Origin of the sequence: Dendronalium phyllosphericum CENA369 (assembly GCF_016056275.1) — a bacterium.
GTDB classification, from domain to species: Bacteria; Cyanobacteriota; Cyanobacteriia; order Cyanobacteriales; family Nostocaceae; genus Dendronalium; species Dendronalium phyllosphericum.
The window spans coordinates 1-25418 of the sequence record NZ_JAECZA010000020.1 but is presented as its reverse complement, the minus strand read 5'-3'; the positions used below and the strand labels follow the sequence as shown (position 1 = coordinate 25418).

Below are 25418 nucleotides of genomic sequence, written 5' to 3'. Positions count from 1 at the left end.
GACGAACTGAATAATCAATCCCCAGTACCCAATCCCCATTCTTAACAAAGTTGACAAAAGACCCGTTAATATAGTAAACAGTCTGGTTGCATAATGTGATTGAGTGAATTATCCCGCGCCGTCTCCAGAACTTGATTTAGGGTTGATATTTCCCTTTGAACTGGATCGATTCCAGAAAGATGCGATCGCGTCCCTGAACGCTGGGCGCTCTGTCGTTGTGTGTGCGCCCACAGGTTCGGGCAAAACATTAATAGGGGAATACGCTATCTATCGTGCCCTAGCGCAACGCAAACGTGTATTTTACACCACTCCTCTGAAAGCACTGTCAAATCAAAAATTACGTGATTTCCGAGAAAAATTTGGTATTGACCAAGTGGGACTGTTAACTGGAGATGCCTCCATTAACAGGGATGCACCAATTTTGGTAATGACTACAGAAATTTTTCGGAATATGCTTTATGGCACACCCATTGGGCAAGTCGGTATTTCGTTAGTAGATGTGGAAGCAGTGGTACTGGATGAGTGCCACTACATGAACGATCGCCAACGGGGTACAGTTTGGGAAGAATCTATCATTTATTGCCCCCATGAAGTGCAACTGGTAGCGCTTTCAGCAACGGTTGCGAATAGCGATCAACTTACCGACTGGCTAAATCGCGTCCACGGGCCAACAGACCTAATTTACTCTGATTTTCGCCCAGTACCTTTAGAATTTCACTATTGCAATCCTAAAGGGCTATTTCCGCTGCTAAATGATAGCAAAACCAAAATTAATCCCCGGCTAGCAAACCGAGGAAAAAGGAGACAAGGAGACAAAGGCAAAAATGGCAGGCCAGAGGCTCCTAGTTTAAGTTATACCTTGAGCCAGCTACAGCAACGAGATATGCTACCAGCGATTTACTTTATCTTCAGCCGTAGGGGATGCGATAAGGCTGTGGCAGAGGTAGGTGATTTATGGCTAGTAAATAATGACGAATCTCAGATATTGCGACGACAAATTGATGAATTTTTATCTCGCAATCCCGAAGCCGGGCGTTCCGGACAAATTGCCCCTCTCTACCGAGGAATAGCTGCCCACCATGCCGGGATTTTACCTGCATGGAAAGTGTTGGTAGAAGAACTGTTTCAGCAGGGGCTAATTAAAGTAGTGTTTGCCACCGAAACACTAGCCGCCGGAATTAATATGCCTGCCCGGACAACGGTAATTTCCACCCTTTCCAAGCGTACCGACACTGGACATCGCTTGTTGAACGCTTCCGAATTTCTGCAAATGGCAGGGCGAGCCGGTCGTCGGGGGATGGATAAACAAGGTCATGTAGTCACAGTACAAACTCCTTTTGAAGGAGCAAAAGAAGCAGCGTATTTGGCAACATCCAAGCCAGACCCCTTAGTTAGTCAGTTTACGCCCAGCTATGGTATGGTGTTGAACTTGTTGCAAACCCATACTTTGGATGAAGCCAGAGAATTGATCGAACGCAGCTTTGGGCAGTACATGGCAACCTTGCATTTAAGACCTGATTACGATGAGATTGCCGAAATTAAAGCCGAATTAGCCCGACTGCAAGAGCAAATCGCTGCCGTTGATGAAAATGAATTGCTAGTTTATGAAAAATTGCGGCAACGCTTGAAAGTAGAACGCCAGTTGTTGAAAACCTTGCAAGAGCAAGCCCAGGAAGATAAACAAGAACAATTGGCGATGATGTTGAGCTTTGCAGTAGCAGGAACGCTGTTGAGTCTTAAGGGCAAAAATATTACAGCGCCTTCGCCTGTAACAGCAGTGTTAGTAGAAAAAACACCTGGCTTTGAGGGAACAACTTACTTAGTATGTTTAGGAAGCGATAACCGTTGGTATGTGGTAACTACTACAGATGTCGTCGATTTGTATGCCGAACTACCGCGAGTGGAAGTGTCACCAGAAATATTACCGCCGCCAGAAATGCCCCTCAAACCAGGGCAGTCACGCCGTGGCAGTGAAGAAACATTTGCGATCGCTGGGCGTATCCCCCATCCCGGAGAATCTGTGTATATGCCGCCAGAAGTGGCAGAACAACTCAGCCGAACTGCTGCCGTCCAAGAGCAATTAGAAGCTAATTCTCTATATCAATCAGGTAATGCCGCAGCCATTTATAAGCGCAGGGCGCGTTGTGTCGAACTAGAAGCCGAGCTCGAACAATTGCAAGTTCAAGTAGGGCAACAGTCACGACGTTATTGGGAAGAGTTTCTCAACCTCATTGCCATTTTGCAACACTTTAGCTGTTTAGATAACTTAGTGCCCACAGAATTAGGGCAAGTTGCAGCAGCAATCCGTGGCGAGAATGAATTATGGCTCGGTTTAGCACTTGCTAGTAGTGAATTAGACCGCTTAGACCCACACCATTTAGCAGCAGTTATTGCTGCTTTAGTGACAGAAACACCACGTCCAGATACCAAAGTTAACTTCGACCTTTCCTCAGAAGTAGATCGAGCTTGGTCTAAACTCCAACCCATCCGCCGTTCGGTGTTAAAAGTACAATACCGTCATGGTGTGGCTTTACCTGTAGGTTTAGAGAATCGATATGTCAACTTAATTGCTCTTGTAGAACAGTGGGCTTTAGGAACGGAATGGACAGAACTCTGCGAAAATACCACCTTAGATGAAGGTGACGTAGTCAGAATTCTACGTCGAACTTTGGATTTATTATCCCAGATCCCTCACGTTCCTAATTTACCAGATTCGTTGCAGCGTAATGCCTACAGAGCTATGCAATTAATCGATCGATTCCCAGTCAATGAGGTGGTTGAATAAACTTGATTAGGGCAGTTCTGTTTTTACACAGTTAATTGCCCTACTATACAAAATTTGGGCTAAAACAAATATGCTCAAAATTAGAAGTTACAGTGACAATGGTGAAGTACTAGCAAATGTTAGTAAACCAAGTTACCACTACCGCGCAGTTGACGTAAAGAATTAATGCAATATGGGCAGTCACATTTAAATACCCTAATTGCCATGTCGCTTTCTTCATCTGTAAAATTCAGTTCTGCAACTGCGTTACTTGAAGGCAGCGATGAAACTACCATTGATTTGGGTGGAGGAGGAGCGTTAGGATCTCTCTCTGAATCTTTAATACACACAAAATCTTTGAGACCGTGAGGATTAGTGATACAGGTACGACCATCATTGGTGTGTATTAATCGCTGGGTAAGGTTAACACTACCATGGGCAGGATTAATTATCCCCAGCGTAGAGATCATCGAAGTAAAAATTGCCGAACTGGAAAGCAAATTAAGAATTAATTTTTTGCTCATAGGTTTCCCTCATACAACATATCTGAATGCTAAGGCTATCCGATTAACTGTTACAGGTCAAGTCATGTTCGATCGGGAATCCTCAGATTTTTTATATTTTTTTAATAAATTCCGCTTATTTTGCTTAAAAACAAAGCTTTATCTGCGCTTCTCTGGCAAAGTTAGTTAACCAATGTTTCAGGTGTGAAATCTGAAATTACGGGTAATAAAAACTCAGTAAATTTAGCTAAAAAATAATTATATTTTTCAATTATATTAACAGAAAAATATACAGATTTGCACTGTAGTAAAAATTAAGTTATTGTGTTATTTGCTTAATAATTAGTTTTATTGCAGAGCAACTACTGAAAAGAATGGGGAAGACGTAATGGAAATTCTAGCTAGCAACTAACTGTGAAACTGGGAAATTCACTTCCCCACCAGAATGCCCCCTAAGATGCGTTAACAGTTCTATCATCAATATTTTTCGATCTGCGAGGTACAAAATGACAGTTCAATCTTCTAGTTCGATTCAGCAACAAGTCACCCGTCGGGTGCTATCAGTGCCCGTACAATCGGCGCTCTATGTTGGACTGTGTTCTTTGACTCTCTGGACAATTTATTTCAGTACATACCCCGCTATCCATGATACAACTCATACTCTGCGTCACCATACACTGATGGTAAGTTGCCATTAGTCTGTTGAGTCAATGATTAGCAGGAGCTGAGAAATCGAATGACAAAACTGAAGTGGTCTAAGCCGATCGGTGCGATTTGCGCGATCGCAATTATCCTGTATGGTTGGATTGGACTTTCCCAATCCCCTCAACCATCGGTGCGGCTAACAACCAATCCACCGATTAATCAAGTTCAACCCCTTGAGGCTGAAGCCACTACAGTCTTGGGATCGGGGCACTACAATCCGCCAGTGCAGCTGATGTTGCAAGCTGTTGATGCTCAAGGGCAATCTTTAAAGAATGCTAAAATCCACTTGCAATTGTTCACCCGTCCTAAAAACGTGTGGTTCACAACAGATTTTCCAATCGTCGAGGGCACAAAGTTACTGGACATTGAAGGCAATGCACCAACAGGTCAATTGCAGGTTCAACAAACCCTACCGATCCGAGGAACGTATAAACTCCTGGTAGCAGTGAATCCGCTCGTTGCCAATGCGTTTGAGCCGATTCAGCAAACACTGACACTGACGCTGCCGGAAAATCCCTTAAAGTTCCGCTACTTTGGCATCTTGGTTGTGATTTTGCTCTTAGTTGGGCTACTAGGAGGTTGGGTGATTGGGGACAGACAAGCAATTCAATCAGGAGAAATTGTCCCGCAAAAGGTGCGATTATTGTTGAGTGGATTGATTGTAGTAGCGATCGCTGCACTTTTATTCGTCAACATTAGCGCTGAACTAGCGGAATCGCATCATCATTCGATGCCAGGTATGGAAGAAGAAGTTCCCCTCTCTAGTAAGCCCGCTAAATTGCAGTCTCAAGGACTTTATATGCAACTATCGGGCGACCAAAGTGCAACTGTGGGTCAACCTGCCAAGTTGCAGGTTAGCGTTAGCGATGCCAAAACTAGCCAACCTGTGACAGATGTTGTGTTCAAGGTAACAACCACTCAACTAGAGAATAATTGGGTGGCATTTGCTTATGAAGGTACTCCAGATAGCAACGGCAAATTGGCGTGGGAACAGGAATTTTTTGATGGTGCGCCGCATAGCGTTGTTGTCGAGGTTGCACCGCAAGCAAACGCCACTCGGAAATTTCAACCATTCCAAGTTGCAGAGAATATTCCAGTCGAAGGTGTCGCCCCACCAATGTCTGTCCGGTTGATCTCGCTGACTTACTTCACTGCAATTGTAGTAATTGGTTTATTGCTGGGACTGTGGCTGCGACGGCGGAAGACTCCGCGTGCCAGTTTGACTTTGAATCGTAGTATTTCTTAGTCAGTGTTAACCAGCTTTATCAAACAGAATTCAGTATGAATTCTGTACGATTGGTGAGGCAGTCCGGTGGACGGGTTAATCTGATTTGATAGTATAGCCGTATTCACACCCTTTAGGACAATTGCAATTGCTCAAAAGCTTACAGTAACTGAGTTTTTACTCAGCACTCAGCTATATATTTGCCCTTAGTTGGTTCGCCCAATAAAAAGATTGCGTGACTATTAATAATTAACAGTCACGCATGATATTTGCACAAACTTACTGAGATTGCTAAATAACAGCATTTTCACATTTGCGAAGTTGGAAAGCAAAATATTCCTAATGGATTCACACAAGAAATGTGCAATATTTAACCAAATCTGCCGCTAACGTAATCTCGTGTGTCTGCCTGTTTGGGATTGTTGAAAATTACTTCTGTCGAGTCGTATTCTACTAAATAACCGCTACGACCACCCTTTTCTGTTGTTTGCACATTGAAAAATGCAGTCATATCAGATACGCGCGCAGCTTGTTGCATGTTATGGGTAACGATCACGATTGTGTATTGTTCTTTCAATTCGTGAATCAGTTCTTCAACTCGCAGGGTAGAGATCGGATCGAGAGCAGAGCAAGGTTCATCCATCAGTATAATTTCCGGTTGCACTGCGATCGCCCGTGCAATACACAATCTTTGTTGCTGTCCCCCAGATAAAGATAAGCCACTTTGCCGCAATTTATCTTTTACTTCATCCCACAAAGCTGCTTGTCGCAAACTCCGTTCTACAAGCTCGTCCATATTACCTTTGTAGCCGTTAATTTTCGCGCCAAAAGTAATATTGTCATAAATTGATTTAGGAAATGGATTAGGTCTTTGAAATACCATACCAATCCGACGACGCACCTCTACAGGATCGATATCCGGTGCGTACAAGTTTTTACCGTAATAATAAACCTTACCTTCCGCCCGAAATGACTCAATTAAGTCGTTGAGACGGTTATAGCATCGCAGTAACGTACTTTTACCACAGCCAGAAGGCCCGATAAAGGCTGTAGCTTTATGTTTTGGGATATCTAACCAAACATCTCGCACGGCCAAGAAGTTACCGTAGTAAATGTTAAGGTTTTCTGTACGTAAAACAGTGTCTGTGCTATTAGCGGTGCTGGTATTGGAAGCCATAAATGGTCTAGTGTAAGTTTGGGGAATTAAGTAGTACGCCCTTTTTATTCTATTTTCACTAAGCTTTTTGGCGAGTTGCCCAGCGAGCTATGATGCTGGTGATAAGAACCATCAACACCAAAATCAAAGACGCAGCCCAAGCTAGTGATTGCCAATTTTTAAAAGGAGAAATGGCAAAGTTGTAAACTAAAACAGCAAGAGAAGCTGTAGGTTTAAATAAACCATCAGGCCAGAACGGCGAGAAAAGAGCCGTAAATAATAAAGGTGCGGTTTCTCCAGCGGCGCGGGCGATCGCTAAAGTCGATCCTGTGACAATCGCTGGCAGAGCGGCTGGTAATACCACTTGTGTTACCGTTTGAAAGTTAGTTGCTCCTAACCCCACAGATGCTTGTCGCAAATCTTGCGATACCAACTGTAAAGCTTCATCAGTGGTTCTGACAATAATTGGTAACATCAAAATTGCTAATGCAAATCCTCCACCTATAGCTGAGTAAGAGCCTAAATTAAGTTTTACTAATGTTAAAACTACAATCCCGTAGGCAAATACTCCTGCAATAATAGAAGGCACTCCACTGAGAACGTTAGTAGCAAAACGTACCCATCTCGCTATCTTAACAGAGCTGAATTCAGTTAAATAAATCGCTGCTATCACACCAAAGGGAATGCTAATTAGGGCTGCAATTCCCACCATTAACAATGTTCCTAGGATAGCGTTACCAAAACCGCCTCCTTGTCTCAGAGGTGCGGGTGGTAGTTCTGTAAATACACTCGGACTTAAACTACTAAAGCCTTGAATCAAGACATAAGAAAGTACTGCCAGCAGAGGTAAAAGCGCCAATAATCCACAAATGAATGCTACCACAGTCATTGCTGTATTAAACAGCGTCCTGGGAGACATCGGAGCGCGAGTCAGACTGCTTTCGGGGAAATGAGAAGTCATAATTCAAACCACAAGTATGCTACAGTCGCTTCACTCTAAGAACAATAAACTCGGCCAAGATATTGACTATCAATGTCAAAACAAACAAAACTAAAGCAGCATACATTAAAGCCGCTACTTGCAGACCACTAGCTTCGGAGAATTGGTTTGCTAGTAGAGAAGAAATCGTATTGGCTGGCGCAAAAAGTGAGATATTAATGTTATTGGAATTGCCAATTAACATTGTCACAGCCATTGTTTCTCCCATTGCCCGACCAAGTGCCAGCATCACCGCACTGACAATGCCAGAAAAAGCAGCTGGAATCAGAACTTGAAAAATTGTTTCCCAACGAGTTGCTCCTAGTCCTACCGATGCTTGGCGTAAACTAGAAGGTACAGAAATCAATGCATCGCGAGATATGGCCGTGATGATTGGCAAAGTCATAATCGCTAAGATGACTCCAGCTGGCAACATTCCCGGCCCTGTGGGAGGCGAACTAAAAATTGGTAACCAGCCAAAATAACTATTGAGCCATTTTCCTAAATTGGTTAATATTGGCACTAAAACAAAAATGCCCCATACACCGTAGACAACGCTAGGAATAGCTGCCAGCAGTTCTACTAAGAACACCAACACTAGTCGCACTTTAGCTGGAAGAAAATTCTCGCTTAATAAAACAGCAGTGCCAACACCAATAGGTACAGCTATTAGTAAACCAATAAAAGAACTGACTAAAGTTCCATAAACTTGAGGCAGCACTCCATAGTCATTGTTGACAGGATTCCAAGTACTTTTTGTTAAAAAGCCCAAACCAAATTCTTGGATAGCAGGCCAGGCATCACGAGCCACCTGAAAAGCAATCCATAATAAAGTAGCAGCAACGGAGAGCGCAAAAATCCGAGTTAGCCAAATAAAGCTTCGATCTAGCGACTTTTCTACTTCGGAGCGATTTTTAATTGCTGCTTGCAGATTTTGAGAATTTGTAGTCATGAATACTGACTTTAACTATTAAACAGAGGAAAATGTGAGAAGGAACCAGATTTAGTAAAATTGTCGCTGTGTCATCTTTGAAAGCATAGACATCAGTACATCAGAATTGATATTTACTAATGCCGAGAGCGATGAGCAATTGCCTGTAGATGCCTCACGTTTTGGCTCAAAGCTATTGAATACTCCTTTAGCCTATTTGCTAGCGCTAGTTCCGTTGCCACTGACAGAAATTTTATAGTCTGGGCTAATTTGATCGGCAGCAGCAGCTACCTGTGAAACAACTTTTTGAGGTAAAGGAACATACCCAAGTTCGGGAGAAGCCTTTTGACCCTCAGTCAAAGCGTACTCAATCAGCGCTTCTATCGCTTTAGCTTTGGCTGCATCTGGATATTTCTTATAAGCCAGAATCCATGAATAGGTGACAATGGGATAAGAATCTGCCCCTTCTGGGTCTGTAATGAAGGCGCGGAGATTACTTGGTAAAGCTACTGATTCTAGTGTTTTAGCAGCCGATTGGTCGCTTGGTGCTACAAACTTGCCACTTTTGTTTTCTAAAGCAGCAACCTTCATATTGGTTTGTTTGGCGTAGCCATACTCGACATAACCAATCGCACCTTGAGTTTGTTGAATGCTAGCAGTCACGCCTTCATTACCTTTACCACCAACTCCCACAGGCCAGTTGACAGTCTTGCCTTCTCCAACTTTACTCTTCCACTCTGGATTAATAGCGCTGAGATGTTTGGTAAATACGCCTGTAGTACCACTACCATCAGAACGATGGACAACTGTAATCGGTACATTGGGTAACTTTGCCCCTGGGTTAGCAGCAGTAATTTTGGGGTCATTCCAGGTTTTGATTTTGCCTAGGAAGATATCGGTGTAAACTGCCCGTGGTAGCTTCAGTTCTGGAACATCTGGCAAGTTGTAAGCCATGACAATGCTACCAGCAGTTACTGGAAGTAAAAGTACGCCCCTATCTTGTGGTACTTTTTGGATTTCATCATCCTTCATTGCAACATCGCTGGCACCAAAGTCTACAGTACCTTTGATAAATTGCTCAACTCCAGCACCGCTACCAACTGACTGATAGTTAACTTGTAGGTTCGGATATTTTTTGTTTAAGTCTGTGAACCAACTTGTATATAGTGGTGCTGGGAATGAAGCACCAGCCCCAGTTAAGGCTACGTTGCCACCTAGGTCTAATTTGGCTGGATTGGATGCTGTAGCATCTTTAGCTGTCCCAGAAGGTGTATCTGTACTAGCATTGTTGTCAGAGGCTTGCTGTCCGCCACAAGCTGCAAGGCTGAGTGTTAGTGCTAATACTGAAATAGAAGCTGTAAATCTGTGTTTTTTGGTTACGTCTATACGTGAGAGCATCGCTGTCAATTTTTATAAATTTCCAGGTGAGCGCTTCTAAGATACCCTTAAACGACAGAGTTCAAGGTAAACGTAAGGTTAACAAATCAAAAAAATGGTATTTATTTAAATAAATTTCACAAAATTAAATTTTCAATGTTAGACAAATTTTATACTTCAACGTCAGAAATTCAAGTTTGAAGAAGAATTCCCAAGTCAGAATTCAGGAGTCAGAACGCTCTTTGTGGGGGATTGGAACTCGCCACTGTCACAGAAAAGTTTAGCCACTGCGCCCTTCGAGTTACCCGATAGCCTTTGCAAGTTGCGTTCCTGCGAAGGGTATTTACATAATTTAATATTTATTAAAGTTTAGTTACTTTAGTTGTAAAATCTATACAAAGTAGTAAAAAGCACGATATGATAATGAGATTGTGCTTTAAGTGCTGACAGAGATTACAAATTCTCTGTTTGGGTTAGAGCGAAGCAGTTATTCAGACATTCTAGTCGCTCAAACTATTGCCACAGAAAGTATAGAAAAAAGAAGGATAAAATTAGAGTGTCTCAAGTTAAGCACAGCGATCGCCTAGACAAAAAGTATATATAAAATGCTGTTTCGCCAACTGCGATCGATACACTGAAAACCTAGCATGACTACAAAATTTGCTGTTAGCTATTTTACTATATAACGAGCGCATTAGTTCAGTCAGGATCGCCAATAGACCATATATTACTCAAGTCATGATGATAGAAACGGAAAAGCCGTTTATCAAACAGACAAAAAATATGGTACTTCTTATTAATCTCTCAGCACTAATTTCAATTAGATAATTTAATGCCTGTATCGGTTGCTGTTGCTTTTCTTTTTTGCTTTTTCGTCTTTGCCTAATAAATGTTTGCTGCTTCCAATCAATTACTATGGTCGATGATTGGCTTACTTCTGACAATGGGTGGCACATTTCTAGAGGCCCATGGCATCACTTTCCCTGGGAGTTGGAGTAAGTACGGAATTCAGACTTTTTCTTTAGGTGTTACCTGTCAAGTTGGTGCAGTGTTATTGGTAGGCTGTTTAGGGGGCAAAAACGCAGGTGCACTCTCGCAAATTGCCTATTTAGTTATGGGGTTAACTTTGTTACCTGTATTTGCTGATGGTGGCGGTATTGGTTATGTTAGGTTATCTCAGTTTGGCTATCTCTTAGGCTTTATTCCTGGGGCCTGGATTTGTGGCTTATTTGCCTTTAAAGCTAGACCTCGACTCGAAACTCTTGCCTTTAGTTGTATTTGTGGCTTGTTAACTATCCACATCTGCGGCATTACTTATCTGATGATTAGTTATTTCTTTCAATGGAAAGGCACAGAAAATTTGCCATTGATAGAAGCAATCCTCAGATACTCTTGGTTTGCAATACCAGGGCAATTAACTGTAGTGTGTGCCGTTACCGTAATAGCATATGTATTACGTCACTTAATGTTTTATTAGTCATTTGTCCCCAGTCAAGAGTCTCTAGTCTAGAAATTGGCTGTTGATTGTTGACTTTTGGCTTGTGGCTGTTGGCTTTTGACTATTGACTAATTCATCATGGTTTTATTTAAAAATCGCCTTTTCTGGGTTGTTGCTTTCTTAGCTGTTATATTAGATCGACTCACAAAAAACTGGGTAGTGGGAGTATATAAATCTTGGCCGTTAGAAACGGTAATAGACTCGAAAACAGGCGAGATCGTATACAGACATTCGCTACCCTTAATACAAACTATATTTCACTTCACTTACGTTACCAACGATGGTGGAGCTTTTAGTATACTTAGCGGACGAGTAGATTTATTACGTTGGCTATCGTTGGCTGTAAGTTTAGCATTGATAGTATTTGCCTTGATTGGCCCAGTATTAAATCTTTGGGAGCAGTTAGGCTATGGCTTAATTTTAGGTGGAGCTATTGGTAATGGTATCGATCGCTTTGTTTTAAGCTATGTGATTGATTTCCTTGATTTTCGCTTGATTAACTTTGCTGTATTTAATATTGCAGACTCGTGTATCAGTATTGGGATTGTTTGTTTGCTGATTGCTTCGTTCAAAAAAACACCGACTTCAAATCATCGGTCACGCTAATCTAGATTATGGCGATCGCTTTTTACAACAAGAACTTCCAGAACTCTAGTTGCAAACATAGATCGTTACACAATCACTTAGATAAATTAATATAGCAAAGTGCTGAGTTCTGTAGACGCTTCTGCAGTGAAGGGGTCGCGGTCTTGGTAAGTCCACTTGCCGTCTTGGCGCTTTGCGTCGTTAGCGCAGCGTTAGCGAGTCTTCTCCCAAAGGGAGACGCTACGCGAACGAGCGTCTGGCAAAGTGGCGTTAGCAAGAGCGTCACCCCTTAACCCGAAGGGCTTCCCGCAGGGTGTAGCCACTGTGTTGGGCGGGTTCCCCGACAGTCACGCAAGTGGGCTTGCTGAGTATAAAGCCAAGTGAAATCAAGGCTTTGAGCAATCAACACTGTCCTAATATTAGTGACTACAGCTATAGTTAGTAAATACTAAAACCCTTTCTCAATCTGATTTTTCAGAAGCATGAGAAAGGGTTTTAACGATTGACATCTAGAATCTATTCAGATGCACCAAATATTATTTTTGGTAACTAAGTATCAGTTGATACCTAAATTAATTACCAGTGCTAGGAGTTGTTGGCGAGCCAGAACCAGGAACTGTACTAGGACTAGCACTTGGTTCGCTAGTGCTACCAGGAGTTCTAGAATCTGGTGATGGGCTTCCTGGCATAGGAGTTAAGTTGTTAGGCTTGACCGACCCAGGTGTTGTTGGGGTTTCCGAACCAGGGGTTGTGCTACCGGGACTGGTGGGTTCTGTTCCTGGTGCTGGGGTTATGTTGCTGGGGGTAGTGGGGGTTGTTTCCGACCCGGGTGTTGTGCTACCAGGACTAGTGGAGTCTGGCGGGGTTGTATTATCTGGTGCAGTTGGGCTGTTAGGGGCAGTGCTATCAGAGGGCGTAGTTCCTGGTGTTGTCGTACTGCCAGGGGTACTGCTATCAGAGGGGGCAGTTCCTGGTGTTGTCGTAGTGTCAGGAGTACTGCCACTAGAAGGCTCGGTCGCTGGTACTGTAGTACTGCCAGGTGTGCTGGGCGTAGCTGATGTATTGCCTTGACAACGGGAATTTAGAGGAGAACGTTCGCACAGAATTTTAAAACCTTCTGGTGAGAGTTTAATTTCCGGTGCTGAACTATTGGATGAGCCACTGGATTGAGCGATTTGGGATTTACTCGATTGACCAACAGCAACGTTAGCTGTGAGTGCCAAAGTTAGGGCTGTACCAATCAAAGACAGAGATTTTCCCTTCATTATTAAATTAACCTCACACGGAAACGGAACTCTCGACTCATTAAACCAGACTCTATCTTACAGAAAATCTTCCTAAATGAAGATGTTTATCTTTGCTTGCAAAAGTGTGAATCTGCTAATACAGCCAACTATAGTTTTGAGAAATACAAAACTAGAAATGCAAGTTGTTGTGATTCCAAAGAAAATAGGAAATCGAATAAGCATTGCAGAATAACGATTAGAATTTCAGGATATACAGGAAAGTCATATATAGAATTAAATAAATCTACGCTTTATGGATAAATTGACTGTTAAAATTAAAACCACAAAAATTCAGTAAATTACTTTCTGGTTTGGCTTATGAGTAAAATGATGAAAGATTCTTGATTGAGATAGCCATTCGCCTGATTCTTTTTTTAATTAATTGTGATGTAGTAAATAGCCGATGAGTTCTCCCCAACCCCCTCACAAGCCACAAACGTTACTTGGTCAACTGACTCAAGCAGTACATACAATTCAAGCAAGAGTTGACTTTTCTAAACTGGCGCTCAAGCCTAATGCCAAAGTACCAGAAATCTGGGTGCAGGATGCGGGGGCGGATAAAGCGGAAGTATATCCGCTGTTGGGCGATCGCTACGTACTCGGTCGCAGTTCTAAATCCTGCGATATAGTCATTCGCAATCCAGTAGTCAGCCAAATTCACCTGTCACTGTCACGAGATTCTACTCAGCGCACCCCTGTTTTCGTCATCAAAGATGAAAACTCAACTAATGGCATTTACCGTGGTAAACGGCGGCTCACTTCCTTAGAACTGCGTCATGGCGACATTCTCACCTTAGGGCCACCAGAACTCGCTGCTTCCGTGCGATTGCAATACGTCGATCCGCCAGCTTGGTATGTCAAAGCTGCAACTTGGACAGCTTATGGTGTTGGCGGTGTCAGCGCCCTTTTAGCATTGGTAGTTGGCGTAGAATGGCTAAAATTTTCGGTCAGACCTTTACCTACAGCTACTCGCGCCCCCGTAATTGTTTACGCCCGTGACGGAGCTACCCCTCTGCGTGAGCCGCGAACTACCGCTCACGTAGATATGAAGCGCTTGCAGGACTTTGGCCCTTATTTACCTGCTGCTGTAGTGGCATCAGAGGATAGTCGTTATTACTGGCATTTTGGGGTCGATCCATTGGGAATTTTGCGTGCTGTCTTGATCAACAGTCGCAGTGGCGACGTACAGCAAGGAGCCAGTACTGTCACCCAGCAAGTAGCTCGCAGTTTATTCCGCGACTATGTTGGCAGCCAAGATTCCCTCGGACGCAAATTGCGGGAGGCAATAGTTTCCTTGAAGCTAGAAACTTTCTACAGCAAAGATGAGATTTTGCTGACTTACTTAAATCGGGTGTTTTTAGGAGCTGATACTTCTGGCTTTGAAGATGCTGCAAAATATTACTTTGGCAAGTCAGCGAAAGAATTAACTCTTTCAGAAGCTGCAACCTTAGTGGGAATTTTACCTGCTCCTAATGCTTTTGATTTTTGTGGAGATGGCCCCAATAAATTAGAAGCTGCTGAATACCGCAATCGCGTCATTAAGCGAATGGTGGAGATGGGCAAAATCAAACCAGAAGAAGCAAATCGAGCTAGACGTTCAACAATCCAAATCAACCCGAAAGTCTGCGAACAGCAATCAAAGACAATTGCTCCTTATTTTTATAGTTACGTCTTTCAAGAATTGGAATCAATTTTAGGAGAAGGAGCTGCCAGAGAAGGTAATTATATAATTGAAACTCAGCTCGATCCGACAATTCAATCGCAAGCAGAATCAACATTGCGGAGTTCCGTCAACAATGCTGGTTCAGCTTACCGTTTTTCCCAGGGAGCGCTTGTTACCCTTGATTCTAAAACTGGCGCTATTCTTTCAATGGTAGGTGGAACTGATTACAAAAAAAGTCAGTTCAATCGCGCCGTCCAAGCTAAAAGGCAACCAGGTTCTACCTTCAAAATCTTTACTTACACTGCTGCCATTGAGCAGGGAATTCCAGCATCTAAAACTTATTCCTGCGCTCCTTTAAATTGGCAAGGCTTTACATACAAACCCTGTCGTGCTGGAGCCGATACTAGTTTCGATATTGCCACAGGGCTGGCCCTTTCAGAAAATCCCATCGCTCTGCGAGTAGCTAGAGAAATAGGACTAAATAAAGTAGTAGCAATGGCACAGCGCTTAGGAGTCAAGTCAGCCCTCGATCCGGTTCCTGGTTTAGTGTTAGGTCAAAGCGTAGTCAATGTTTTAGAAATGACAGGTGCTTTTGGTGCTATTGGCAATCGCGGTGTATGGAACCCTCCCCATGCCATTAGCCGGATTCTAGATAGTAGTGATTGTAGCGATCGCAACGATTTAAAAACCTGCCGAGTTGTGTATTCCTTCGATCAAGATCCCGACGCTAATAGAAGAGTCTTATCCACTGGGGTAGCAGATGAAATGACTAGTTTAATGCGGGGAGTAATCACCAGAGGTACGGGTCGTAGTGCTGCCATTGGACTAGGCGAAGCTGGTAAAACTGGCACAACTGATAAAAATGTTGATTTATGGTTTATTGGCTTTATTCCCAGTCGCGGCCTCGTGACTGGTATCTGGCTGGGAAATGACAATAATTCCCCTACATCCGGCAGCAGCGCCCAAGCCGCTCAATTGTGGGGGAATTATATGGGACGAATCACTCGCTAAATCTGTAATTCGTAATTCATATTTGACAATTACGAATTACTTATATCCCTTCCAAGGAGTCACTTCTAGTTTACCACTGGGCTGAAAGACTACTTGGTAGTGAGCCAGAGGTTCTTTGGTATTAGGAGCTGCGACATTTGAACCGTAAATTGCTTGGAACATTTTGGGTAATGGTGTTTCCCGAAAATAGTCAAAGGCAACTTGGTTTAAGGGTTCGTAGTCGGCAATTGTACCATCTTTATTCACCGCTACTCGATATTGCAAATCTTGCGTGAATGTAGGAGTACCACCCCAGTTTTGCCGAATCGCGTTGTAAAGCTTTTGGTTTAAATCCTTAACCGTCTTGGGTTCAGTGATTTTTGAACCAACTACTTCAGGTGTCTTAGCGTATCCTCGCCAAGGACTAACTTCCAATACACCTTGGTTAGTAAACACGATTTTAAATTGAGCAATTGGTTCGTTGGAAACAGAAGGACGGCTAGCAGGATTGTAAAGTAGGTTGGGTAGAGGAGTTAACTCTATTCCTTGATTGGCATCGTTATTGACTGCTTTATAGCCAACGATCGCCCCATCTGTCGCCACACCTACACGATAGACTAAATCTTGTTTCAATGCCGAACGATTAGTCCAAGCCGGATTGATTTGATTATAAACTTGGCGATTTAATAGACGTAGCTGAGATGGATCGACAATTTCGGGAACTGTATTTAAAAGTGCTTCTAAATCTGTAATTGCGGGTTTTTCAGTTGCTGTAGAAGTAGCAACAGCAATGGGAGTTGCTGTTGGACTAGCAGTAGTTATTGGAGTTGAAGTCGCGGCGGGCGTTGTTGTCGGCGATGCACCAGGATTGCTGCTAGGTATTGCAGAACTAGTCTGTTCGCCTGATTTCGGCTGTGGGGGGCGTACCTCTGGAGGCGGAATTAAACTAAAGGCGATCGCTGCAACTGCTAAACTGGAAACTCCAATAGTTGCAGGTACTGCCTGTTTGAGCAAAACTCGATTCGTACTGCCATAACGTCTGGCAACTGGTTGTAATTCTAGTGATAACTCTGGTAAAGTTTGAGTATCCGCGAAAAACTGATCTACAGCTTCGACTAAATCAAACAGCTGTACTGTATTCAAATCAATTTGAATAGGCGATTTATTATAGTTAGGATTCGACTCAAAACCATCTGGCGTACTCTCGGAATGCACTATTAATCTGTGTCGGTTAGTGCCAATTTTCTGAAACTCCACTAACTCCGAGTCCTGGTTATGTGCTTGCGGGTTCGGCACGTTACTCAAGAATTCTTGAGCATAGCCACTGACTGCCCTCACCAAACTTTCAAAAAATTCTCGTCCTCCGATCAAAGGCTGGTTATGGTTTGATAAATGGCATTCTGCATTTACCAATATTGACAGTTCCGGTCGCAATTCCTGAAAGTGTGCAGCCCTTGAAGCATCGCTTAAACCCTCTAAAAGCAGCGTACAGTTAGGAAGACTGTACTTACGTTGTATATTCATATAACCTCTTCAGAAACACGGGTGTAAGGGTGTAAGGGTGTAGGGTTGTTGGGAAGAAAAAAGTGTTTCTTTGATTCATAGCGGGTGGCGCACCGCCTGTCGGCCGCTTTTAAGAATTTCCCCGACTCATCTGTGAGGAATATCAATCTACTTCACCATCAAAAAGACTAATCCAGAATCGCTGCATTCCAGCAGTGCCAGTACAAAATAATAACTGTCCCAACAAATTTATTGCTAACTCATCTAATTTTTCGTCAGAACTTAATGCCAGCACGCCAGAACGCCGAGCATTCATTCTACTTTTAAAATGCGCTCTAAACCGCTCTAAATAATTAGATAGTCGCAAATTTTGCTCTAGGGGAAGCTGCTTTTCATGCATTTGCTGGTATATCGCAATCAACTGACGGATGACAACTGTTAAACGCCGAGCTATGTAGCAAGCAATTACCACTAAAGCTTTCGCCTCAACTATTGTTAGCGGACGACGGATATGCGCTCTTCGCATGGGATTAGAGCTACGCATTCGCCACAAATTCACCCGATCCTTAATAATATCTTTCAATTCCAACTCTTCAGCAAAAGTCAGGATAGCTTCAGAACCACCAAGCTCTAAAGCTTCAATTGCCAGTAAAATAAGATCGATTTGCAACCTGGTTTTAGGAGGACATCCCTGCCCTGCGATCGCAGGATCTGGTAAATTGTCCAGCATCATGGGCAACGATGGGGGAGTCGGACTATCAAACGGCGATATGCTCGCGGAGACATTCATTCGATAAAATACCTTGTGCGCTTCTAACAGACTCGGTAAAACTAGTGCAACTAATTTAAGATTAAGTAGCCAAACAAGAACATTAGAATTGTGGCAGTAGCAAAGCTATCTGATATATATACATTACCCACTTGTTCTACTGAAAGTTCCGTATACATAAAATCTAGTTTTTAACTCATCAGTTAACCCTCTGTATTGTAATCCTCAGTCCTTCTTTAGCTTGGTGTAGATTCTCAGTATCGTCAATGGATTGCGAAACAGCAGCTTTGAACCCAAGCAGATGACCTCATGCGTATGACATTATAGTGTACGATTTTTCAGGTATCTGGAATTGAGGATTGCTGACAAGCTTCGTCTTAGTAAGGGGAAAAGGAATTAAACAAAGTTTTTTCCCTTTCTTTTTAACCTTTTCCCCTTTCATGCCTAACTTCTAACACCCTACTCCTTACTATTAATCACTATTTTATGGATTTGAAATCTCTAATTCGTGATATTCCAGATTTTCCTAAACCCGGAATTTTATTTCGTGATATCACTACTTTACTGCGCGATCCTGAAGGACTGCACTATACTATTGACTTTTTTACAAAAGAATGCATTGATGCTGGTTTGCAAGCGGATTACGTTATTGGCATGGAATCGCGGGGATTTATTTTTGGCTCGCTTCTAGCTTACAAATTAGGTTCTGGTTTTATTCCCGTCCGCAAAAGAGGTAAATTACCAGCAGCTGTTCACTCAATTGAATATGAATTAGAGTATGGTACTGACTGTTTGGAAGTTCATCAAGATGCATTGCAGCTAGGAAGCCGAGTTTTGATTGTAGACGATTTAATTGCCACAGGTGGGACGGCAAGTGCAACGGCAAAGTTGGTGCAACAAATTGGCTGCGAATTAGTGGGTTTTGGGTTTATTATCGAGCTACGGGATTTACAAGGGCGTAAACATCTGCCGGATGTGCCGATTATCTCCCTGATTGAATATTAGTTTGGTCAATAGTCAGCGGTTTTGAGCAACTGACTACTGACCCTTCGGGTTCATCAGTTGTTCATGGGGGAAACCCCCAAGACCACACTGACTCACAACTGACTACTGACAACTAACAAATTGCTATGACATCTACAAGAATTTCTATGGAGACAAGTCGGGATTGGCTAATTAAGCTAGTCACGAGTGAGACTTTTGTTTATGTGGTAAAGCGGATATTACAAGCGCTGCTAACCTTGTTTTTAGCATCGGCATTATCGTTTTTCATCATGAAATTGTCTCCAGGAGATTATATAGATACCCTGCGGCAAAATCCGAAAATTTCTCCAGAGCGAATTGAGGAATTGAGGCGGCAGTTTGGTCTGGATAAGTCATGGGTAGAGCAGTTTTGGCTGTGGTTGTGGCGAATCTTTACAAAAGGAGATTTTGGTACAAGTTTTGTTTATCAGCGCTCTGTGGGTTCTCTTTTGTGGGAGCGAGTTCCTGCTACTTTAATGTTAGCGATCGCTTCTTTAATTTTCACTTGGGCAGTGGCTATCCCCTTGGGGATTATTGCTGCTGTTAAGCAAAATCGAGCCACAGACAGGATTTTACAAGTAATTAGCTACACTGGGCAAGGATTTCCTAGTTTTATCACTGCCCTATTTCTACTAATAGTTGCTCAAGTCACCTCACCTATTTTCCCCATAGGCGGTATGACTAGCATCGACCATGCTGATTTATCGTGGTTCGGTAAAATCGTAGATATTAGCTGGCACATGATTTTACCTACCATCGCTTTGAGTATCACTAGCTTTGCTGGTTTACAGCGAATTACTCGCGGTGAATTATTAGACGTTTTGCGTCAAGATTACATCCAAACGGCTCGTGCCAAAGGATTGCCAGAAAATCGAGTTATTTACGTCCATGCTCTGCGCAATGCTATTAACCCCCTAATTACTTTGTTAGGTTTCGAGTTAGCAAGTTTATTAAGCGGTGCATTTATAGCCGAACAGTTCTTTAACTGGCCTGGTTTAGGAAGGTTAACTTTGCAAGCAGTTATAGCTAAAGACCAGTATTTAGTGATGGCAAGTCTGGTCATGAGTGCAGTGCTGCTAAATGTAGGTAATTTGCTAGCTGACTTGTTGCTAAAGGTAGCTGACCCTCGAATTCGTTTGGAATCTTAATTGTCAGTGGTCAGTTGTCAGTGGTCATTAGTCAGAAGGCAGAAGGCAGGAGGCAGAAGTGAAGAATTGTCTCCCTCATCTCCCTCATCTCCCTCATCTCCCTCATCTCCCTCATCTCCCTCATCTCCCCCTCTCCATGCTGTCCGAAGTTTATTATCTGTTGCGTTCTAAATCAGACGGTCGTTATCTCACAGCTCGTCCCACTGCTGAGACAGCAGGTTATTTGTTACTGTTTCGGGAAAACTTTGATGCTTTAAGCTATCTCAACGCTCATGCCGCAGAAGTGGCAAACCGCTTTGCTGTGGAATCTATTCCTGGCACGCAGTTGGGAAGCTTGCTTAAACGCTGGGGTTTCACTGGTGTGGGAATTGTGAGCGACCCTTTATTACCAAAAGTTGAGTTTTTACAGCACAACTGAACTAAAAGTTAATTGGTGTTGAATTTGCGTTAAATTTTTAATCAACCGTTGATTTCTAAAGCTTTCATTCAAGAACAGGGTAATGGGTTACTTTGGCATGAAGAGCAACTTGTCACTGAAGAACTCACAACAAGAGCTATTTCAGCAGACAGAAGGTAATTCCTAATATGCCCGTTCAAAATATCTGTATTTGCTGAATTCTTGAAAGTAAAAAGTGATTTTCGCCTGATTTTGTCTCGTCTAGCTGTCGCTATTAATTAAATCGAATTGTTCTAACAATGTCTCTATACTGGCATTGCGATCTAAAAAAGAAAATAAATGCCAATAGCGAAGTTTTCCTTCTTTATCTAATACAAATTGTGCTGGTAAAGGCGCACCTAATGCTTGCCCTACTTGGTAAGTACGAAATATACGGCAACTAGGATCGCTCAATAATGGCATTTGCAAACCTAAATCTTTCACAACTATTTGGCTTTGCTTTTCGTCAGTACTAGTAATCAGCAAAACTTCTACGCCGCGATTTTTAAATTGCTCGTAGTTCTTTTTCAAAGCTTTAATGTGAGGAAAACAAAGAGGACAATATTGCTTTTCAGTAAAAATGCGCGTAAAATCAAGCAATACTGGTTGTTTGCCTCTATAATTAGATAATTTTACAAACATTCCGTTGGTGATATCTGGTAGTTGAAAATCTGGCGTTCCTATTCCTAGTCTGAGATGATTTGTAGCTGGAACTGGTAAGAAATTACGGAAGAACCGCTCGTTAAATAAACCACTAAAATCAGTTGAAATTGCCATATTTTTACCCCTGATTATTGTTAATCCTATACTAATGAAAAAACACAGATAGACACGGAGATAGATACTGTTTGTTATGTATCTGTGTTTATCTGTGGTTATGATTATTGTACCCTCGACTCCAATAGGCTGGGTTAGAGTTTTCTAGCTAATGGAATCTAGACAGCAGAGAAGTAAACTTTGGACTTCACTGGGTCAGGAACCATTGTTTGATCGCCTGGTTGCCAACCTGCTGGGCATACTTCGTCGGGGTGAGACTGAACGTACTGAATTGCTTGTAATGTCCGCAGGGTTTCATCAACGCTGCGACCAAAAGCTAAGTTGTTAATAGTGGCGTGCTGTATGATACCATCTTTGTCGATGATGAACAGACCACGCAAGGCAATGCCCGCTGCTGGGTCTAGAACGTTGTAAGCGGCGCTAATCTCTTTTTTGATGTCGGAGACTAGAGGATAATTCAGGTCGCCGACCCCACCAGACTTGCGATCGGTTTGAATCCAAGCGAGGTGAGAGAATTCGCTGTCAACGGAAGCCCCAAGGACTTCCGTATTGATTTTTTTGAATTCATCGTAGCGATCGCTAAACGCTGTGATTTCAGTGGGGCAAACAAAAGTAAAGTCTAAAGGATAGAAAAACAGGACGACATACTTACCGCGATAGTCGGAAAGTTTAACTGTCTTAAATTCCTGATCCACCACAGCTGTTGCTGTAAAATCGGGAGCCTGTTGACCAACGCGGAGGCTTCCTTCTGTTCCGTAAGTGAGGGACATTAACCTAATTCTCCTTCAACTTATATCCTTACTACTAGCGTTAGAATTCGGGTCAGGTAAAACTCACCCATCCACGCTGTTACCTTTTCGGTTACTCTTCCCTAGCCTGTGGCAACTTGCTACGCGTCTACGGGAATGCCTAACGGCAAGCGAGAACCCTTCAAGGCAATGCAGTCCCCTCAGTCGGGCTAACCCGCCTTTCAGGGCTGTCTCACAGTTAGATTACGATCTGTTACGACTATATCATAGTCATAACGATTTTGAGTAGCAAATGGCTGATTTAGATACAAGAGAATGGTTGCTCACCAATGGCTTAGGAAGTTTTGCCAGCGGTACTGTTTCTGATATTCGCACCCGCACTTATCACGGTTGGCTATTTGCCGCTATAAATCCGCCTTCTGGGCGTACCCTGCTGGTTTCGCACTTAGAAGCAAGCTTGGAAGTATCAGGAAAGGTTGTGGCGTTAGGGACAAATTTTTGGGGTAGCGGTAACATTGAGCCGACAGGCTACAAACTGTTGCGCTCTTTCGATATTAATCCCGTTCCCAAATGGATATGGGGTGAGGATAACTGGCAATTAAGCAGGCAATTAGTCATGCCCTATGGGTGGGAGGCTGGGGAGCTGGGGAGCAAGAAAGAATTCAAATCTATACTCTCCTCAGGTCAATTTTGCCATCGGATTTTAATTCAGTATCGCTATGACGGCATAGATATTGGGATTTTAAAGTTGCGGCTGTTGATCTGCGATCGCGATTTTCATCATCAGCAAGCTGCTAGCGCAGGTTTACAGTTCTCGCAAATGCTTGGCGAACAGCAAGTCTGCCTACAAGCAATTATTCATGGACGTTTTGGCACACCTTGGCATTTGCGTTGGACGCAAGGAGAATATCAGCCAGACGCAGTTTGGTACTGGAATTATGAGTTTCTAGAAGAGACGCAGCGAGGATTAGGCGACAAGGAAGACCTCTATAGCCCTGGTTATTTAACAGTCGCTCTCCGCCCAGGAGATACAGTGACTTTAGAAGCACGGGTAGGTTTTCCCGACCCACAGCAAAGTATCCTTACCAGTGAGACATTTGCAGAAGCTGTGGAAGCAGAGCAAGAAAGGCTGTGTCAGATTTTTGGATCTCAAGCAGATAGCCAAAACTGGAAAGATAAGGAAAATAAGCAATACCTACTCCCCATAGTCCCTAGTCTCCCAAAAAAACCCCAACTTCCTCACTCCTTAATTTGGCAGCAACTATTAAAAGCAAGCGATCGCTTTATCGTCTATCGAGCTTCAATTAACGGGCCCACAGTTATTGCTGGTTATCACTGGTTCAATGATTGGGGACGAGATACTTTGATTGCTTTACCTGGTTTGACATTAGTACCGCAGCGTTTTGAATTGGCAAAAGGATTGTTACAAACTTTTGGACGTTACTGCCACCAAGGTCTAATTCCTAATGCCTTTCCTGATGCTGATGCCGAACCGTTTTATAACAGTATTGATGCAGCTTTGTGGTGGATTGAAACTTTAGGACTTTATTTGGAAACCACTCAGGACTGGCAATTTTTAGCAGAGCAATTCCCGGTTGTGCAGCAAATTTACAAAGCCTTTGTTGGTGGTACGCGTTTCAATATCCAAGTTGATGCTACCGATGGGCTAGTTGGTTGGGATGCTCGCGGTGTTGCCCTTACTTGGATGGATGCAGTGGTTGGAGGACACCCTGTCACAGCTCGTCGTGGCAAGCCAGTGGAAATCAACGCACTTTGGTACTCTACTTTATGTTGGATGAGCCAGTGGGCAGAACAATTGAGCAAACTAAAGTTGGGCGACTCAGTACGTCTGACAAAGCAGTCGCAGCGCTACGCTCAACAAGCACAGCAGGTAACTGTCTCCCTACAAAAGTTTTGGAATCCCCAGTTAAACTATTTTTACGACACTATTGAGCCAGACGATCGCCGCAATTCTCAAATTCGTCCTAATGCTGTTTTGGCGTTGTCCTTGCACCATTGTGGATTTGGGAAACAGCAGGGGCGTGCGATACTCGATTTAGCCACTAAACGTTTACTTACCCCCTACGGTCTTCGCAGCCTCGATCCCGCAGACCCAGAATATCAGGGCAAATACATCGGTAATCTTGAGGAGCGCGATCGCGCTTATCACCAAGGTACTGTTTGGTGTTGGCTGATAGGCCCTTTTATCCGTGCTTGGCAGCGTTTTTACCCCAAACAGCCACTACCTTTTGAGTGGCAACCTCTATTGGAACATTTTTTATCTGATGCTTGTCTTGGCTCTATTTCCGAAATTTTTGACGGTGATGCACCTCATACACCCAAAGGTGCAGTTGCTCAAGCTTGGTCTGTTGCTGAAGTCATTCGCCACATCCAATAGTATTCAGTTAATGAGGATACAAGCTTGTGTCACCGTACAATAGTTATGAGATGATGAACTTTCAACTAGAAACCATCTCTGACATAAAAATCGGGTTCTCAACTTGGATTTATGAACCGCTACCTAGAACTTAAAATGGCTCAGGTCTGATTTGAACAGACGACCCCAGGCTTATGAGTCCCGTGCTCTAACCAACTGAGCTACTGAGCCTAATTTTTTAATCGTTCATTACTATAGCATACAAATCTTGGTTATGGCTAGTCTCTGGGAAAATTAACTTTTAATAAATGAACGCTAAAGCTGAAATATCTCTTTGAAGAATAAAAAATAGATTTAAAAAATTTCCATAAGCAATACCTTAACCAATTTACGAGGCTTCAACGCCTGTGGAAAGGGGATGAATACGTCCCAAAGAAGTGAGCTTGGCAAAAATTTGGGCTAATAAAATAGGCTCAGGCTTTTGAGGAAGTATTTTTAACATTTCACGGACATATCGAAAACCACGGTAGTAAGCTTTCAGGTCAATAATGCCAGAATCAGGATTATGTTTACGGAAATCAGCCAAAAGATGATGGGATAAATTAACCATGAAGAAGGCAAGATTAGCCGCATTAGTCACAGCAGTCTGGCTCAAATTCATAAAATCCTCTAAACCCCAAAATTGCTTGGCATCACGGAAGTTAAATTCGATTTGAAAACGGAGTTTGTAGTAATCTATTATTTTGTCAAATGATAAATCTAAGTCACTAGAAAAAAGAGTGACATGGCTGCAAGCATTGTTTTTGAGATTGGTTTTAACCAGAATCACTACATTGAGAGCCTGGGCAAATTCTTTGTGAAGGAGAGTGGCTTGATAAATATCGGTTTGAATTTCATCCTCAATCTCACTCTTACAGAAATATTTGTTAGGTATGTTACGATAGTCCAGCTTCTGCGCGTATTTACGTCGGGAG

General features: G+C 42.9%; 21 protein-coding genes and 1 tRNA gene. 10 read left to right on the top strand and 12 right to left on the bottom strand.

The window, feature by feature from the left end:
- The first annotated feature begins 103 nt into the window (after positions 1-103).
- Positions 104-2785 carry a DEAD/DEAH box helicase gene (locus I8752_RS07570; RefSeq protein ID WP_214431700.1) on the top strand — a complete coding sequence of 894 codons (2682 nt, stop codon included), beginning with the start codon at positions 104-106 and terminating at the stop codon, positions 2783-2785.
- 119 nt (positions 2786-2904) lie between these two features.
- Here I8752_RS07570 and I8752_RS07565 read toward each other — a convergent pair whose 3' ends face one another.
- A complete protein-coding gene (locus I8752_RS07565; protein WP_214431699.1) occupies positions 2905-3288 on the bottom strand; it encodes a hypothetical protein in 384 nt (127 codons plus the stop codon).
- A 485-nt stretch (positions 3289-3773) separates the two neighbouring features.
- Here I8752_RS07565 and I8752_RS07560 point away from each other — a divergent pair, with 485 nt between their 5' ends.
- Both I8752_RS07560 and I8752_RS07555 read left to right on the top strand, forming a co-directional pair.
- Positions 3774-3965, top strand: coding sequence for a CbtB-domain containing protein (locus tag I8752_RS07560; RefSeq protein WP_214431698.1), 192 nt, complete (start codon positions 3774-3776; stop codon positions 3963-3965).
- Positions 3966-4003: 38 nt separating this feature from the next.
- Positions 4004-5218 carry a hypothetical protein gene (locus I8752_RS07555; protein ID WP_214431697.1) on the top strand — a complete coding sequence of 405 codons (1215 nt, stop codon included), beginning with the start codon at positions 4004-4006 and terminating at the stop codon, positions 5216-5218.
- A 349-nt stretch (positions 5219-5567) separates the two neighbouring features.
- Here the strand turns inward: I8752_RS07555 and pstB are convergent, their stop codons facing one another.
- The 4 genes from pstB to pstS all read right to left on the bottom strand — a co-directional run bounded on the left by pstB (position 5568) and on the right by pstS (position 9661).
- A complete protein-coding gene (gene pstB, locus I8752_RS07550) occupies positions 5568-6374 on the bottom strand; it encodes a phosphate ABC transporter ATP-binding protein PstB (protein ID WP_214431696.1) in 807 nt (268 codons plus the stop codon).
- 58 nt (positions 6375-6432) lie between these two features.
- A complete protein-coding gene (pstA, locus tag I8752_RS07545; RefSeq protein WP_214431695.1) occupies positions 6433-7314 on the bottom strand; it encodes a phosphate ABC transporter permease PstA in 882 nt (293 codons plus the stop codon).
- 19 nt (positions 7315-7333) lie between these two features.
- Positions 7334-8284: a phosphate ABC transporter permease subunit PstC gene (gene pstC / locus I8752_RS07540; protein WP_214431694.1), complete on the bottom strand. Its 951-nt coding sequence runs from the start codon at positions 8282-8284 to the stop codon at positions 7334-7336.
- A 192-nt stretch (positions 8285-8476) separates the two neighbouring features.
- Entirely contained in the window at positions 8477-9661 is a 1185-nt protein-coding gene (gene pstS / locus I8752_RS07535; protein ID WP_214431693.1) for a phosphate ABC transporter substrate-binding protein PstS, read from the bottom strand.
- An 868-nt stretch (positions 9662-10529) separates the two neighbouring features.
- Here pstS and I8752_RS07530 point away from each other — a divergent pair.
- The gene (locus I8752_RS07530) at positions 10530-11117 is read left to right on the top strand and encodes a biotin transporter BioY (RefSeq protein ID WP_214431692.1); all 588 of its coding nucleotides are present in this window, start codon (positions 10530-10532) and stop codon (positions 11115-11117) included.
- A gap of 99 nt (positions 11118-11216) precedes the next feature.
- Positions 11217-11744, top strand: a complete 528-nt coding sequence (gene lspA / locus I8752_RS07525; RefSeq protein WP_214431691.1) for a signal peptidase II — start codon at positions 11217-11219, stop codon at positions 11742-11744.
- 551 nt (positions 11745-12295) lie between these two features.
- Here the strand turns inward: lspA and I8752_RS07520 are convergent.
- Positions 12296-12988: a hypothetical protein gene (locus I8752_RS07520; RefSeq protein WP_214431690.1), complete on the bottom strand. Its 693-nt coding sequence runs from the start codon at positions 12986-12988 to the stop codon at positions 12296-12298.
- A gap of 424 nt (positions 12989-13412) precedes the next feature.
- Between I8752_RS07520 and I8752_RS07515 the strand changes: the two genes are divergently transcribed.
- Positions 13413-15683: a transglycosylase domain-containing protein gene (locus I8752_RS07515; protein WP_214431689.1), complete on the top strand. Its 2271-nt coding sequence runs from the start codon at positions 13413-13415 to the stop codon at positions 15681-15683.
- A gap of 36 nt (positions 15684-15719) precedes the next feature.
- On the opposite strand, the gene I8752_RS07510 is transcribed toward I8752_RS07515, so the two are convergent.
- Together I8752_RS07510 and I8752_RS07505 are read right to left on the bottom strand one after the other, a co-directional pair.
- A complete protein-coding gene (locus tag I8752_RS07510) occupies positions 15720-17186 on the bottom strand; it encodes a DUF4335 domain-containing protein (RefSeq protein WP_214431688.1) in 1467 nt (488 codons plus the stop codon).
- Between the two features lie 142 nt (positions 17187-17328).
- Complete coding sequence (locus I8752_RS07505) at positions 17329-17955, bottom strand: DUF3038 domain-containing protein (protein WP_214431687.1); 627 nt, start codon at positions 17953-17955, stop codon at positions 17329-17331.
- A gap of 465 nt (positions 17956-18420) precedes the next feature.
- Between I8752_RS07505 and I8752_RS07500 the strand changes: the two genes are divergently transcribed.
- The 3 genes from I8752_RS07500 (at position 18421) to I8752_RS07490 (ending at position 20523) form a co-directional block, all read left to right on the top strand.
- On the top strand, positions 18421-18939 hold the full coding sequence (locus tag I8752_RS07500; RefSeq protein WP_214431686.1) for an adenine phosphoribosyltransferase: 519 nt from the start codon (positions 18421-18423) through the stop codon (positions 18937-18939).
- 125 nt (positions 18940-19064) lie between these two features.
- A complete protein-coding gene (locus I8752_RS07495; RefSeq protein ID WP_214431685.1) occupies positions 19065-20105 on the top strand; it encodes an ABC transporter permease in 1041 nt (346 codons plus the stop codon).
- Between the two features lie 136 nt (positions 20106-20241).
- Positions 20242-20523: a hypothetical protein gene (locus tag I8752_RS07490; RefSeq protein WP_214431684.1), complete on the top strand. Its 282-nt coding sequence runs from the start codon at positions 20242-20244 to the stop codon at positions 20521-20523.
- 240 nt (positions 20524-20763) lie between these two features.
- Here I8752_RS07490 and I8752_RS07485 read toward each other — a convergent pair whose 3' ends face one another.
- A complete protein-coding gene (locus tag I8752_RS07485; protein WP_214431683.1) occupies positions 20764-21318 on the bottom strand; it encodes a peroxiredoxin family protein in 555 nt (184 codons plus the stop codon).
- Positions 21319-21476: 158 nt separating this feature from the next.
- The gene (locus I8752_RS07480; RefSeq protein ID WP_214431682.1) at positions 21477-22088 is read right to left on the bottom strand and encodes a peroxiredoxin; all 612 of its coding nucleotides are present in this window, start codon (positions 22086-22088) and stop codon (positions 21477-21479) included.
- A gap of 271 nt (positions 22089-22359) precedes the next feature.
- Between I8752_RS07480 and I8752_RS07475 the strand changes: the two genes are divergently transcribed.
- The gene (locus I8752_RS07475; protein ID WP_214431681.1) at positions 22360-24465 is read left to right on the top strand and encodes an amylo-alpha-1,6-glucosidase; all 2106 of its coding nucleotides are present in this window, start codon (positions 22360-22362) and stop codon (positions 24463-24465) included.
- 136 nt (positions 24466-24601) lie between these two features.
- Here the strand turns inward: I8752_RS07475 and I8752_RS07470 are convergent.
- Positions 24602-24675 (bottom strand) — tRNA-Met (locus tag I8752_RS07470).
- A 157-nt stretch (positions 24676-24832) separates the two neighbouring features.
- Positions 24833-25418 (bottom strand): transposase (locus I8752_RS07465; protein WP_214431680.1); only part of this gene is annotated, 586 nt, incomplete at its 5' end.

What these genes read in the sequence shown, in the direction of transcription:
- pstC (WP_214431694.1), bottom strand. Translation starts at nt 8,284, where the DNA reads ATGACTACAAATTCTCAAAATCTGCAAGCAGCAATTAAAAATCGCTCC.
- I8752_RS07480 (WP_214431682.1), bottom strand. Translation starts at nt 22,088, where the DNA reads ATGTCCCTCACTTACGGAACAGAAGGAAGCCTCCGCGTTGGTCAACAG.
- I8752_RS07500 (WP_214431686.1), top strand. Translation starts at nt 18,421, where the DNA reads ATGGATTTGAAATCTCTAATTCGTGATATTCCAGATTTTCCTAAACCC.
- I8752_RS07495 (WP_214431685.1), top strand. Translation starts at nt 19,065, where the DNA reads ATGACATCTACAAGAATTTCTATGGAGACAAGTCGGGATTGGCTAATT.
- pstS (WP_214431693.1), bottom strand. Translation starts at nt 9,661, where the DNA reads ATGCTCTCACGTATAGACGTAACCAAAAAACACAGATTTACAGCTTCT.
- I8752_RS07505 (WP_214431687.1), bottom strand. Translation starts at nt 17,955, where the DNA reads ATGAATGTCTCCGCGAGCATATCGCCGTTTGATAGTCCGACTCCCCCA.
- I8752_RS07485 (WP_214431683.1), bottom strand. Translation starts at nt 21,318, where the DNA reads ATGGCAATTTCAACTGATTTTAGTGGTTTATTTAACGAGCGGTTCTTC.
- I8752_RS07520 (WP_214431690.1), bottom strand. Translation starts at nt 12,988, where the DNA reads ATGAAGGGAAAATCTCTGTCTTTGATTGGTACAGCCCTAACTTTGGCA.
- I8752_RS07560 (WP_214431698.1), top strand. Translation starts at nt 3,774, where the DNA reads ATGACAGTTCAATCTTCTAGTTCGATTCAGCAACAAGTCACCCGTCGG.
- I8752_RS07475 (WP_214431681.1), top strand. Translation starts at nt 22,360, where the DNA reads ATGGCTGATTTAGATACAAGAGAATGGTTGCTCACCAATGGCTTAGGA.
- I8752_RS07555 (WP_214431697.1), top strand. Translation starts at nt 4,004, where the DNA reads ATGACAAAACTGAAGTGGTCTAAGCCGATCGGTGCGATTTGCGCGATC.
- pstA (WP_214431695.1), bottom strand. Translation starts at nt 7,314, where the DNA reads ATGACTTCTCATTTCCCCGAAAGCAGTCTGACTCGCGCTCCGATGTCT.
- pstB (WP_214431696.1), bottom strand. Translation starts at nt 6,374, where the DNA reads ATGGCTTCCAATACCAGCACCGCTAATAGCACAGACACTGTTTTACGT.
- I8752_RS07530 (WP_214431692.1), top strand. Translation starts at nt 10,530, where the DNA reads ATGTTTGCTGCTTCCAATCAATTACTATGGTCGATGATTGGCTTACTT.
- I8752_RS07490 (WP_214431684.1), top strand. Translation starts at nt 20,242, where the DNA reads ATGCTGTCCGAAGTTTATTATCTGTTGCGTTCTAAATCAGACGGTCGT.
- I8752_RS07510 (WP_214431688.1), bottom strand. Translation starts at nt 17,186, where the DNA reads ATGAATATACAACGTAAGTACAGTCTTCCTAACTGTACGCTGCTTTTA.
- I8752_RS07565 (WP_214431699.1), bottom strand. Translation starts at nt 3,288, where the DNA reads ATGAGCAAAAAATTAATTCTTAATTTGCTTTCCAGTTCGGCAATTTTT.
- lspA (WP_214431691.1), top strand. Translation starts at nt 11,217, where the DNA reads ATGGTTTTATTTAAAAATCGCCTTTTCTGGGTTGTTGCTTTCTTAGCT.
- I8752_RS07515 (WP_214431689.1), top strand. Translation starts at nt 13,413, where the DNA reads ATGAGTTCTCCCCAACCCCCTCACAAGCCACAAACGTTACTTGGTCAA.